Source organism: Flavobacterium sp. SLB02 (assembly GCF_009664855.1).
Classification (GTDB): Bacteria; Bacteroidota; Bacteroidia; order Flavobacteriales; family Flavobacteriaceae; genus Flavobacterium.
This window is the reverse complement of the sequence record NZ_CP045928.1, coordinates 3,783,426-3,796,436: the sequence shown is the minus strand read 5'-3', so window position 1 is coordinate 3,796,436 and position 13,011 is coordinate 3,783,426. Positions and strand designations below refer to the sequence as shown.

General features: G+C 33.5%; 10 protein-coding genes. 7 read left to right on the top strand and 3 right to left on the bottom strand.

Translation table 11 applies throughout. The features are described 5' to 3' along the window. Positions 1-93: 93 nt before the first annotated feature. Complete coding sequence (locus GIY83_RS13765; RefSeq protein ID WP_208681878.1) at positions 94-942, top strand: glycosyltransferase family A protein; 849 nt, start codon at positions 94-96, stop codon at positions 940-942. Further along, the gene (locus GIY83_RS13760; RefSeq protein ID WP_194616470.1) at positions 926-1,348 is read left to right on the top strand and encodes an FdtA/QdtA family cupin domain-containing protein; all 423 of its coding nucleotides are present in this window, start codon (positions 926-928) and stop codon (positions 1,346-1,348) included. The genes GIY83_RS13765 and GIY83_RS13760 overlap by 17 nt, the downstream gene beginning before the upstream one ends. Here the strand turns inward: GIY83_RS13760 and GIY83_RS13755 are convergent. The 3 genes from GIY83_RS13755 to GIY83_RS13745 are packed head-to-tail and all read right to left on the bottom strand — an operon-like array spanning position 1,326 to position 3,838. After that, positions 1,326-2,261, bottom strand: coding sequence for a glycosyltransferase family 2 protein (locus tag GIY83_RS13755; protein ID WP_208681876.1), 936 nt, complete (start codon positions 2,259-2,261; stop codon positions 1,326-1,328). The genes GIY83_RS13760 and GIY83_RS13755 overlap by 23 nt on opposite strands. A 6-nt stretch (positions 2,262-2,267) precedes the next feature. Next, on the bottom strand, positions 2,268-3,155 hold the full coding sequence (locus tag GIY83_RS13750; protein WP_208681874.1) for a glycosyltransferase: 888 nt from the start codon (positions 3,153-3,155) through the stop codon (positions 2,268-2,270). Beyond that, the gene (locus tag GIY83_RS13745) at positions 3,155-3,838 is read right to left on the bottom strand and encodes a cell division ATP-binding protein FtsE (protein ID WP_194616473.1); all 684 of its coding nucleotides are present in this window, start codon (positions 3,836-3,838) and stop codon (positions 3,155-3,157) included. Before GIY83_RS13745 ends, GIY83_RS13750 begins: the two co-directional genes overlap by 1 nt. A 363-nt stretch (positions 3,839-4,201) precedes the next feature. Here GIY83_RS13745 and GIY83_RS13740 point away from each other — a divergent pair, with 363 nt between their 5' ends. The 5 genes from GIY83_RS13740 (at position 4,202) to asnB (ending at position 12,824) form a co-directional block, all read left to right on the top strand. Beyond that, positions 4,202-7,216, top strand: a complete 3,015-nt coding sequence (locus GIY83_RS13740; RefSeq protein ID WP_208681872.1) for a tetratricopeptide repeat protein — start codon at positions 4,202-4,204, stop codon at positions 7,214-7,216. A gap of 99 nt (positions 7,217-7,315) precedes the next feature. Then, positions 7,316-8,179: a PhzF family phenazine biosynthesis protein gene (locus GIY83_RS13735; RefSeq protein WP_208681871.1), complete on the top strand. Its 864-nt coding sequence runs from the start codon at positions 7,316-7,318 to the stop codon at positions 8,177-8,179. A gap of 175 nt (positions 8,180-8,354) precedes the next feature. Continuing rightward, complete coding sequence (locus GIY83_RS13730; protein ID WP_208681869.1) at positions 8,355-10,109, top strand: TonB-dependent receptor; 1,755 nt, start codon at positions 8,355-8,357, stop codon at positions 10,107-10,109. A gap of 148 nt (positions 10,110-10,257) precedes the next feature. After that, positions 10,258-10,707, top strand: a complete 450-nt coding sequence (locus tag GIY83_RS13725; RefSeq protein ID WP_194616477.1) for a hypothetical protein — start codon at positions 10,258-10,260, stop codon at positions 10,705-10,707. A 440-nt stretch (positions 10,708-11,147) separates the two neighbouring features. Next, a complete protein-coding gene (gene asnB, locus GIY83_RS13720; RefSeq protein WP_208681868.1) occupies positions 11,148-12,824 on the top strand; it encodes an asparagine synthase B in 1,677 nt (558 codons plus the stop codon). Positions 12,825-13,011: the final 187 nt, after the last annotated feature.

Genomic DNA, 13,011 nt, shown 5'->3' with positions numbered 1-13,011 from the left:
TTGCGTTAAGATTTGCTGAATAGAAAAACAAAACTAAAGAGCAGGTTTTAAATTGTATTCTTTTCGTTTAGTATTTTTTACATTTGCTCTAAGATGGAAGATAAACTAGAAAACTTTTTTACGGAAAATGATGTTGAAATTTTGATTGCTACCATGAATCAGGATTCATTAGATTTTTTAGTTCCAATGTTTCCGTTTCTTCATTTTTCTAATTTCCGAATCTTAATTGTTAATCAAACTCAAGTCGGAAAAAAATTAGAATCAGAATATGCTAAGATCAGAGTTGTAAATTCTTTCGAAAAAGGTTTATCCAAAAGCAGGAATTTGGCACTTGAAAATGCTGTTGGAAAAATCCTTGTAATTGCTGATGATGATGTAGTATATCAACAAGGATTTATTGCTAAAATAATCAACGCTTATAGCCAATTTCCGGATGCAGCCGCAATCAATTTTTGTGCTGTAAAGTCAGATGGAAGTTTGATGAAAAAGTATCCTGATCGTTCTAAAACGAATTTGAATGCCTTTGATATTTTTAATACAAGTTCGATAGAAATGACGCTGAATCGAACAGTTTTGGATAAAACTAAAGTTAAGTTTGATGAAGATTTCGGGTTAGGAGCAGTCTTTGAAATGGGAGAAGAAGCCATTTTTTTATTTGATATAAAGAACAAAAAACAACAGCTGGTTTTTGAACCTGAGATTATTGTGAAACATCGAGAACCTACATCTTCGGACAAAAAAAGTATCACAGAAAAATATTATATACAAGGTGCATTGTTTAGTAGAATTTTCAAAAGCAATTATATTTATTGGATATTTGTGAAGTTCTTTTTCGATTTAAAACAACAAAAAATAAGATTTCGTGAGCTTAAATCAGCATTTAAAAGTTCAAAAGAAGGACATCAAAAATTGGAAAAACTACAGTATGGCAATAAAAAATAACGGAATACAAATTTTATCCATCCCAAAGATAGAGGACCCCAGAGGTAATCTTTCTGTGATCGAAAATGATATTGTTCCTTTTGGTATTAAGCGCGTTTATTATTTGTACGATGTGCCAAGCGGTTCGGAACGTGGCGGACATGCGCACAAAGAGCTTAAGGAGTTTTTGGTTGCTTTAAGCGGTAGTTTTGATGTGGTACTCAAAGATGGAGAAGAGGAAGAAATCGTGACTTTAAACAAGCCTTATGAAGGTTTATTGATCAATCCGGGAATTTGGCGTGAACTTCAAAATTTTTCTTCGGGATCTGTTTGTTTGGTAGTGGCTTCAGAAGTTTATATCGAAGAAGATTATATCAGGGATTTTGATGAGTTTTTGGAATATTCTAGTGATAAACAGAAAAATTAATTCCCCATTTTTTTAAAAGACGATTTGATTTAAAGAGAAAGCGTAAACAAAAAGGAGGCATATTCAATAAAAAACGAATCTTTAAACTGATATTTTGTTTGTCGAGATCTTTTAAATAAAAAGAGCTTTTGTCTTGATATCCAAAAACATAATATTTAAATCCATATTCTATTCGGTACAAATCCAGAAACTTTTTTAGAGAAGGATTTTCCTGTTCAGCGCTTTTAAATGGCGTAAAATCCATTACGTTCATCGAATTAATATTTTTCTTAGCGAGGCTTTCGGGGATATCATTATTGTAAATGGCCGTAATATTATTGGTTATCGCAATGGGAAATTGTATTCCAATTTTGGTCCACAATTCCAAGTCCTGGCCATTTGTTACACCCGGCGTAAATCCTCTAAAAGTTTCAAGAATTTGTTTGGGTATCGCCAAAGACGAAGTCCAGGTAATTCTAAAAGGCATATTTGAGGCGAAATAATCTTTTACAACTCCGCGAAAAGATTCCTCTAGACCAGAATAATAGGGAGTTTGAAAGTGTTTTTTGGCGGTTTTAATTTTGTAGCGTGAACAGTAAATACCACAATCCGGGAAATTATGATATAAGTGAGCTAATTCTTCGAGATGATTTGAAAACCAATAATCATCAGCATCCAGAAAAGCGATCAGTTTCCCTTTTGATTTTTCTATTCCAAGATTTCGGGCAACGGAAACACCTTGATTTTTTTGATTAAAGATCTGAATTCTCTCGTCATTCAATTTACGAACCAGAGCTTCGCTTTCATCAGTAGATTCATCATTAATTATAATGATTTCATAATCTGTAAAGGTTTGATTGAGAGCACTTTTTAGAGTGTTTTCAATATAGCGGGCTTTATTGTATAATGGAATGACAACGGAAAAAAATACCATAATCGATTATTTTTTTAGATTACAATAATAGCCTAATTTATAAAAATCCAGTAGATATAAACCCGGATTTTCTGAAGTTAAATTAGTTAGGATTCGTTTCTTTGTTTTTAGATATATTGCCTTTACAATTCCTGTAAGATATAGTTTATTTAAAATGACATAAAGTTTGCTCAATCTGATTTTTTTAGGATCAATTTTATGAAAGTAAACTAAGTGATGTAAGTTTTTGACCGCTATTTCGGATTTCTTTATAAAATCGATACTCTCTTCGTTGTTATGGTGAATTAAGGTATTTTCGATATGAGTAACAGGAACTGAATTGAAACGTAGGTTTTCTAGAAAAATAAAATCTTCATATCCGTATTGCTTTATAAATTCCGGAAAAGGGAATTGAAGAAGAATCTCTTTTTTTAAAAGTAAATTCCAGGTAAAAACAAAATCGTACTGATTTTTAAGCCGGTGTTGTAAAGATTTCGTTTCCCTGTTTATACCGTATTTCCATCGCAGTAATTTTTCTTTAGAAGGAATAGTTTCAGGGTATTTAACTCCGCCAAAAATCACATCAGGATTCCATTTCGATAGTATTTCGGTATAATTTTTAAGATAGGATTCATTCTCAGCCAAGGCATCAGCTTCCATAATCAACACATAATCATATCTTGATTTAGCGCATAATACATTGATGTTCTTTCCTCTGCCTAAATTTTCTGCATTAAGGGAGAAAGAACAATTTTCTAATAAATTGATCTGAGAATTTTCAGCAATAAATTCCTGACTGAGATCATCTTGTACAAGGATTTCATATTGAATTCCTAAATTATCGGCTTGTTTTTTAAGCTCTAAAACAAGCGGAAAAACATTATAATTATAAGTAGGAATTAATATAGAAAGCATTACACGCTGCGTTGCACCACTTCAAAAATTCTTTCGTCTTCACATTTTAATGTTTTAGACGGGAATTTTAGCAATAAAGCATAATCGTGAGTCGCCATGATAACCGTTTTACCATTAGCATTGATTTTTTTCAATACTTCAAGAACTTCAGAACTTGTTTGAGGATCAAGGTTTCCGGTTGGTTCATCGGCCAGGATAAATTCAGGGTCGTTAAGCAAAGCTCTTGCAATGGCAACACGTTGCTGCTCACCACCAGAGAGCTGATGCGGCATTTTGTTAACGTATTCTTTCATACCTACTTTGTCCAGAACTTCATCAATTTTACGTTCCATTCCTTCTTTGTCAACCCAACCTGTTGCTCTTAAAACAAAAAGCATATTGTCTTTTATAGAACGGTCCGGAAGTAGTTTGAAATCCTGAAATACGATCCCAATCTTACGTCTCAAATACGGAATATCTTTTTCTTTTAAAGTAGCCAAATCAAACTCAACTATGTGACCTTCACCTTCAGATAAGGGTAAATCTGCATATAAAGTTTTTAAGAAACTACTTTTTCCGGATCCTGTTTTCCCAATGATGTAGATAAATTCACCGTGGTTAACATCCAGATTAATATGAGATAAAATTTTTCTTCCTTCCTGATATATAGTGACTTCTTTAAGAGATAGTACGGTTTGTGACATAATAAATTGATTTGATTGGTAAAAGTAATAAGATAACGCTTCGATTCAAAATAAATTTGAATCATTTCAGTAAGAAAATTTTAAAAGTTGCCACAGATTAAAAGCATTAGAATGATTTTGCTGTTTTTTTTAAAGAAAAATTGAATTTAATTTGTGAGAATCTTTGACATCTGTGACAATAAAAATAAGCAGAATTTTAATATTGGTAAAACAATTATAGCTCAGAAAGTTTGAGAACCAATATTTTGGAGTCTAATAAGCTGTTTTATAACAACCATTAAAATATTTGTTCATAATAAAAGGCTGAAACGTTTCGTTATAAACGGTATAAAATGATACATTTGAATACTAAATATAATTAAAATGCGTAAACTTTCCTGGTTCTTTTTATTACCAATTATCCTTTTTTCGACCATAGTTTCGGCACAAAAATCAGCTATTTACACTTACGATTTAAAGGAATTTGACAAAGCACTGGCTTTATATAATGACAAACAATATGCCTCGGCACAACTTATTTTCGAACATGTAAAAAACAACGCTACGACCGAAGAAGTTCAGTCAGATTGTGCTTATTATATCGCCAATTGTGCCATTAGAACCAATAAAGCAAATGCTGATGCTCTGATGGAAAAATTCGTAACCGATTATCCGACAAGCACCAAACAAAATCAAGCTTATATCGAGGTTGCACAGTATTTCTTCGAGCAGGGAAATTACCCAAAAGCGCTCCAATGGTTTGATAAAGTAGATGAAAGTTACATGAGCAAATCAGACTCGGATAAATTTAATTTCCAGAAAGGTTATGCTTATTTCAATGCCAAAAAGAAAAAAGAAGCGACAACTTATTTTAATAAAGTGGTGAATTCTTCTGAATTTGGTTCTCAGGCCAAATATTATTTAGGTTTCATGGCCTATGAAGGTGATGATTACAAAGAAGCAACCAAATATTTTGATGAAGTTTCGGGCGAAGAAAAATACAAAGAGAAGCTTTCGTATTATCAGGCTGATATGAATTTCAAGTTAGGAAATTTCCAAAAAGCAATTGATTTGGGACAAAAAGCAATGTCTAAATCGAATGAACTTGAAAAATCAGAACTAAATAAAATCATCGGTGAAAGTTATTTCAATTTAAAACAATACGACAAAGCAATTCCGTTTTTAGAGCAATATGCAGGTAAAAAAGGAAAATGGAATAATACCGATTTCTACCAGTTAGGTTATGCCTATTATGAGCAAAAAGAGTATGAAAAAGCGATTTCCCAGTTCAATAAAATCATTGAAGGAAAAGATTTCGTTGCTCAAAATGCGTATTACCATTTAGGTTTAGCTTATTTGAATACGGGTAAAAAACAAGAAGCTTTAAACGCTTTTAAAAATGCTTCTGAAATGGATTTTAATGCCCAAATTCAGGAAGATGCGGCTTTGAATTATGCCAAAGTGAGTTATGATATTGGTAATGCGTATCAGACTGTTCCGGCTATTTTACTTGATTTCCTGAAAAAATATCCAAACAATTCAAGCAGATCTGAAGTAGAAAAATTATTGGTTGATTCTTATATCTCGACTAAAAACTACAAAGAAGCTTTGACTTTATTGGAGAAAAACAGATCGGCAGAAAATAAAGCTGCGTATCAAAAAGTACTTTTCTATAGAGGACTAGAATTGTATAATGAATCGAATTATCAGGAAGCGGGAAAAATGTTTAAAAGCGCGATCAGCGAACAAAAAACTCCTGAGTTTACAGCCCGCGCCACTTTCTGGAAAGCAGAAACAGAATATGTTACTGCCGATTTTCAGAATGCATTATTGAGCTACAAACAGTTTGCTGGATTGGCTGCAGCCAAATCAACTGATGAATATAAAAACATCAATTACAATATTGGATACACCTATTTTAAACTAAAAGAATACGATCAGGCAGGAAATTCATTTCAGGCACAAATCGACAATTCAAAAGAAGATAAAGTTCGTCTGAATGATTCGTATTTGCGTTTGGGAGATTGCCGTTTTGTAAATTCAAAATATACTGCTGCCAATGAAGCTTACGCCAAAGCCATCGAAGCAAGAGGCGTTGATGCTGATTATGCTCAGTTTCAAAAAGCGATTTCTTATGGATTCATGTCTAAAAATGATAAGAAAATTGATGAGCTGAACAATTTCCTTTTGATGTATAAAAAATCAGAATATCGCGACGATGCATTGTATGAATTAGGAAATACGTATGCCGCAGAGAAAAAGAACGATCAGGCGCTTAAAACCTATGATCAGTTAATTTCTGAATATAAAAACGGAGCTTTTACTTCAAAATCAATTTTAAAACAAGGTTTGATTTATTACAACTCAGATCGTGATGCTCTGGCTTTGACTAAATTCAAAAAAGTAGCTGCTGAATTCCCAAAAACGCCTGAAGCTTTAGAAGCAGTTTCTACAGCGAGATTGATTTATGTAGATTCAGGAAAAGTAGATGAATATGCAACCTGGGTTCGTACGTTAGATTTCGTTGCCGTTACAGATGCTGAACTGGATAATGATACTTATGATGCCGCTTTTAAACAATACAGCCAAAATAACAGCAAACTGGCCATTACTGGTTTTACAGGTTATATCAATAAATTTCAATCAGGACTTCATTCATTAGAGGCTAATTTCTACTTGGCACAATTGTATTATACGGAAGGTTCAGAGACGAAATCGGTAGCCAATTACCAATATGTAATCGATCAGCCAAGAAGCGAATTCACAGAGCAATCCTTAATGAAGTTAGCACAGATATATTTAAAAGCAAAAGATTGCGATAAATCGATTCCGGTCTTAAAACGCTTAGATGACGAAGCTGATTCAGCTCAAAATAAAAGTTTTGCGCAAGCGAACTTAATGAAATGTTACTACGACAAGAAAGATTATGATAACTCGGTTACCTATGCAGATAAGGTATTGCAAAATGCAAAAGCAGATACAAACGTAAAAGCCGACGCACAAATTATCGTAGCACGTGCTGCAATGCAAACAGGAGATGAAGACAAAGCGAAAGCAGCTTACGCAAAATTATCAACAACATCAAAAGGAGAATTAGCAGCAGAAGCGTTGTATTACGATGCTTATTTTAAAACGAAAGAAGGCAAGTTTGATGCTTCGAACGTTTCAGTTCAAAAATTGGCTAAAAATTATTCGGCTTATAAATATTACGGAGCGAAAAGTTTGGTGTTGATGGCGAAAAACTTCTACGGACTAAAAGACAGTTATCAGGCAACTTATATTTTAGATAACGTAATCAACAATTTCACTGATTATCCGGATGTTGTCGAAGAAGCTAAAAAAGAGTTGGCAGCTATAAAAGCAGAAGAGTCTAAGACAAATTCTTCGATTAATAAATAAGAATAAAGAGCATAGAATGCAGAAAATAGAAAAAAAGAGGCAAGAAGAAAGATTGCTGAAAAGTCTTTTCTCTATTTTCTAAGAAAAAAAAGAAAAATAATGAGTTTACCTTTTTACATAGTTGATGTTTTTGCGGATAAAAAATATGCCGGTAATCAATTGGCTGTTTTTATGGATGCAGGGAATTTAAGTTCGGCAGAAATGCAGCAAATTGCGCGTGAAATTAATTTCGCCGAAAGCACTTTTATCACCAAACTTGATAAAGAAAATAATAAAGCCGAGATAAAAATATTTACACCATCTCAGGAGATGCAATTTGCGGGACATCCGATAATTGGAACTTCATGGGTTTTGATAAATAAAATATTTGATAATTCGCCGGAGAATATAAAATTAAACGTTCCAATTGGACCCATTGCAATTCATCAATCGGAAGGTTTGATTTGGTTAAAAGCCGCTCAGCCGAAATTTTGGGATATTTTTTCGAAAGAAGATATTACAGTATTTAGCAATCTAAAAAATCACGATTTTGAAAATCAGTTTCCGATTCAGGAAGTAACGACCGGAAGCGCTTTTGTAATGGTTGGATTAAGCAGTAAAAGAGCGTTGGAAAATTTAGTCTTAGACAAAGATAAAACCGACAAATGGCTTAAAAAGAATTGCAAAACAGCACACAGAGGTTTATACTTTTATTATTTGGAAGGTTCGAAATTGTTTAGCAGAATGTTGTGTGTCGAACACAATCAATTGGTAGAAGATGCAGCAACAGGAAGCGCGAGTACTTGTTTGCAGGCTTTTCTATTAAAATATCATAAACCTGAATTTGAACTGATCAATTATCAGGGAGATTATATAGGTCGTCCCTCTCAGATTTATTTTAAAGGGAAATTAACCGACAATGATTTTGATATTCAAATAGGAGGAAAGGCTCAGTTTGTAGCCAAAGGCGAGTGGGAAGCTTAATTGAAAGAAAATAGAATAAAGAATAAAGAAAATAGAACAAAGAATAAAGAATAAAGAATAAAGAGAATAGAATATAGATTTTAGAATAAAGAACAAAGAGTTTGAGCAGAATAAAAAGGATTTAGCATAGTCTATTTTCTATATTCTTTACTCTATACTCTTAAAAAGAAGAAATATGAAAATTAATTGCCATAATAAAATCATCATTTTACTAGTATTGTTTGTTGTCCAGCTTTCGTTTGCTCAAAAGAAAAAAGAGGAAACTATAGGAACAGAAACGGTAAATGTGGTAAAACCTTATTCGCCAACAATTTCGGATGCATTTAAAGTGAAAGAGACTCCTTCGCTTGACGATACCGGAAATCAGCCTAAAGAAACTATCAAGTATAGTATTCTCTCGGTTCCTGTGGCATCTACATTTACGCCATCAAAAGGAAAAGCGGAAGGTGTTGAGAAATCAAAAAGAGAAAAACTGTTTAATAATTATGCCACTTTAGGAGTTGGGAATTACGGAACTCTAAATGCTGAATTATTCGTGAATCAGGATTTAGGAAACAATGATTACGTGGCAGGAATGTTTCGTCACCACTCTTCGCAAGGCGGAATCAAAGATGTAGATTTAAATGATGAGTTTTATGATACGGCATTAAATGTAGGTTACGGGGTAAACAATCGCGATATGTCATGGAATGTTGATTTGGGTTATCAAAACCAGGTGTATAACTGGTACGGTTTACCAGCTGATTTTGGTTCGACTTTGGCAGGACAAACTCGTGATGATTTAATTCGGGGGATTAATCCAAATCATTCTTATAATACGATTTCATTGGGTGGAAATGTCGAATTTAATGAAGGGATCTTTAGTAAAATATCCACTAAATTCACACATTTTTCAGATAGTTTCTCTTCTTCAGAAAATCGCTTTTATGTAAAGCCTTCTTTCAAGGTAGAAGTAATGGATCAATCCATTAATACTAATATTATTGTGGATCACGTAAGCGGATCTTTCGAACATAATTATGCGCGTGATAATACAAGTCCTTTAAAATACAGTTTAACTAATTTTGGTATTGAGCCAAGTTTTGTAATTCTTGAAAACGACTGGACATTAGAACTAGGAGCAGGCTTGTTCTACGGTTTGGATTCTGAGAACAGCGGAAACAAATTTTATATTTATCCAAAAGTAAACGCTTCATACAAATTAGTAGGCGATTTAATGATTTTCTACACAGGAGTAAATGGTAGTTTAGAACAAAATTCTTATGCCGATTTTGTAAATGATAATCCGTTTTTGTCGCCAACTTTAAACATGCGACCAACTAGTAATCAATACACTGTTTTTGCAGGTTTAAAAGGTAAATTGGCCAACAATATCAATTATAATCTTACGGGTTCATACCTGAATGAAAAAGACAAAGCATTATACAAAGGCAACGATTATACAGAAGATTTCTCGAATCAGAATTATGCTTTCGGAAACTCTTTTGCAGTGGTGTATGATGACGTAAGAACATTTCGTTTCTATGGAGAATTAAAAGCTGATTTTTCAAGAAATGTATCTTTTGGAATCAACGGAACTTTTAATAGTTATAAATACGATGGTATCGAAGCGTGGAATTTACCATCAATGAAAATAAGTTCAAATCTTGATGTAAACATTACCAAACAATGGTATGCAGGTTTGAATGTTTTCTTTGTAGGAGAACGTAAAGACATGCAATCGAACTTAGATTTGGGAACTGATCCGGTGATTACAACTCTAAAAAACTATTTTGATGCCAATGCGCATTTAGGATACAAATACAACGAACGTTTGACTTGTTTCCTGAAGTTGAATAATATTGGAAACCAGGCGTACGAAAAATGGCTGAATTATCCGGTACAAGGATTTCAGGTATTAGTGGGGGCAAATTATAAATTCGATTTTTAAGTTCTTGCCACAAAGGCGCTAAGCCACAAAGGTTTTTTATAAAGTTTCAAGCCGCCAATTCACGAATTTAGTTAAAAATAATTCGTGAATTTGTGGCTAACTTTTTTTTACGATCTTTGCAACTTAGCGCCTTTGTGGCAGACAACCTATGGAATTCAAACAAAAAATACATTCTCATTACCTGCAAATGGTTCAGGACCGAATAGATGTTTTCAGGGACATGATTTCGGCTTTGACCGAAGATTCTAAAAACGATGCAAAAGGTTCTGCCGGCGACAAACACGAAACTGCTTTGTCGATGATGCATATCGAACAGGAAAAACTTACTAATAAACTAAAAGAAGCGATTACTCAAAAAGCGATTCTGGATAAAATTGACGCTTTAAAAACAACTGAAAATATCATTTCTGGAAGTTTGGTAAAAGCCAACGGAATCTATTTGTATGTAAGTGTTGCGCTTCCTAAAATTGCAATTGATGGAATCAATGTTATTGCACTTTCTCCGCAATCTCCTTTGGGATCTCATTTAATGGGAAATAAAGTGGGGTTTACTTTTGAGATTAATAAGACGCATTACACGATTCAAAACGTTGATTAGTCTGTAAAAATAATCGACCAAGAACTTTGACAAAGTTTAAGTAAGCACAGAATATTTCATTCAGAGGAAAGAATAATTCTTCTTAACAATCAGAAAGGTGAGATAACTGTAAAGTATGGCAAAAACGACAAGATTGACAAAAACAACAGTTCCTCAACGATATTTCTTCTTCTCTTTGTTAATCTTTCAATGATTTTTAAATATCATAAAATTTAATTCAAAGATCTCTTTCAAACCTTGTGTTTTGTGCTTTGTTTTAGTTCTAAATTGAAATTTTCAAGTTTGAGCCTTTTTTTTGGGTTAAAATTTTACATTTTATATGTAAAAACAAATTTATGCTTTTAAATTATAACTGAAATCAATATTTATGTTTTTCAATTGTAACCATTAATGCATCTTTGCCCTATCAAAATAAAATTTATAATAAAAAATATATAGTTATGTGTGGAATCGTATGTGCCTTTGATCTAAAACAAAAAGCCGAAACATTAAGACCTCAAGTATTAGAAATGTCTAAAATCATTCGTCACCGCGGACCGGACTGGAGCGGAATTTACAGCAATGATAAAGCAATTCTTTCTCACGAGCGTTTGGCAATTGTAGATCCAGCTTCAGGAAAACAACCTTTATTTACAGAAGATAAAAAATTGGTTTTGGCTGCAAATGGTGAGATTTACAACCACAGAGAATTGCGTAAACAATTTGAAGGAAAGTATAACTTTCAGACAGAAAGTGATTGTGAAGTTATCTTGGCGCTTTACAAAGAAAAAGGACCTCACTTTGTAGATGAAATGAACGGAATCTTCGGATTTGCGATTTATGATGTTGAGAAAGATGAGTACTTTATCGCTCGTGACCATATGGGAATTATTCCATTGTACATTGGTTGGGATCAGCACGGAACTTTTTATGTAGCTTCTGAATTGAAAGCTTTAGAAGGATATTGCACAAAAATTCAATTATTCCCTCCGGGACATTATATGACAAGCAAAGACGGTGAATTTGTACAATGGTACAAAAGAGACTGGACAGAATATGATGCGGTAAAAGACAATGAAACAAGTATTACTGCAATTAAAGAAGCACTTCAAGCAGCAGTTCACAGACAATTAATGAGTGATGTTCCTTACGGAGTTTTACTTTCTGGAGGTTTAGATTCGTCTATTACTTCGGCTGTAGCCAAAAAATTTGCACAAAAACGTATTGAGTCAGATGATACGACCGATGCCTGGTATCCGCAATTGCACTCTTTCTCAGTAGGATTAGATGGTTCTCCTGATTTAGCAGCAGCTCAGGTTGTGGCAAAACATATCGGAACAATTCACCACGAAATCAAATTCACCATTCAGGAAGGTTTAGATGCAGTTCGTGATGTAATTTATAACTTAGAAACATATGATGTAACTACAGTTAGAGCATCAACTCCTATGTGGCTAATGGCGAGAGTTATTAAATCAATGGGAATCAAAATGGTATTGTCAGGTGAAGGTGCAGATGAATTATTCGGAGGATATTTGTACTTCCATAAAGCGCCAAACGCAAGAGAATTTCACGAGGAAAACGTTCGTAAATTAGGTAAACTTCATATGTACGATTGTTTACGTGCTAATAAAAGTTTGGCAGCCTGGGGAATCGAAGGTCGTGTACCGTTCTTAGACAAAGAATTTATGGATGTTGCCATGCGCATCAATCCACAAGATAAAATGATCAACAAAGAACACCCAATGGAAAAATGGGTAGTTCGTAAAGCTTTTGAAGATATGCTTCCTGAAAGTGTAGCATGGAGACAAAAAGAACAATTTTCTGATGGAGTAGGATACAGCTGGATTGATACTTTGAAAGAAGTGGTAGCCAAAGAAGTTTCCGATGAGCAATTGGCAAATGCGAAATATAAATTCCCATTGCAAACCCCAACTTCTAAAGAAGAATATTACTACCGTTCGATTTTTGCAGAACACTTCCCAAGTGATGCAGCAGCATTATGTGTGCCGCAGGAAGCAAGTGTGGCTTGTAGTACAAAAATTGCTTTGGAGTGGGATGAAGCTTTCAAAAACATGAACGATCCATCAGGAAGAGCTGTAGCAAGTGTACATGATGACGCTTACGCGAAAGCATAAAAACAGGAATTTTTAGAATTAGTATATATTATATTTCCGAAAGACGTTCTCAATGCTGAGAGCGTTTTTCTTGTCTTATAATGTTAAATTATATTATTTCAGTTACTTAAAATTATTTTTCAATAATTATTTAAGTTTCTTTTTTATATTTGACATTCGCCGAAATAATATTAAATCGCTTATGTTG

Coding starts and splice junctions, on each gene's coding strand:
- GIY83_RS13730 (WP_208681869.1), top strand. CDS start 8,355: ATGAAAATTAATTGCCATAATAAAATCATCATTTTACTAGTATTGTTT.
- GIY83_RS13750 (WP_208681874.1), bottom strand. CDS start 3,155: ATGCTTTCTATATTAATTCCTACTTATAATTATAATGTTTTTCCGCTT.
- GIY83_RS13725 (WP_194616477.1), top strand. CDS start 10,258: ATGGAATTCAAACAAAAAATACATTCTCATTACCTGCAAATGGTTCAG.
- GIY83_RS13735 (WP_208681871.1), top strand. CDS start 7,316: ATGAGTTTACCTTTTTACATAGTTGATGTTTTTGCGGATAAAAAATAT.
- GIY83_RS13755 (WP_208681876.1), bottom strand. CDS start 2,261: ATGGTATTTTTTTCCGTTGTCATTCCATTATACAATAAAGCCCGCTAT.
- GIY83_RS13740 (WP_208681872.1), top strand. CDS start 4,202: ATGCGTAAACTTTCCTGGTTCTTTTTATTACCAATTATCCTTTTTTCG.
- GIY83_RS13760 (WP_194616470.1), top strand. CDS start 926: ATGGCAATAAAAAATAACGGAATACAAATTTTATCCATCCCAAAGATA.
- GIY83_RS13745 (WP_194616473.1), bottom strand. CDS start 3,838: ATGTCACAAACCGTACTATCTCTTAAAGAAGTCACTATATATCAGGAA.
- asnB (WP_208681868.1), top strand. CDS start 11,148: ATGTGTGGAATCGTATGTGCCTTTGATCTAAAACAAAAAGCCGAAACA.
- GIY83_RS13765 (WP_208681878.1), top strand. CDS start 94: ATGGAAGATAAACTAGAAAACTTTTTTACGGAAAATGATGTTGAAATT.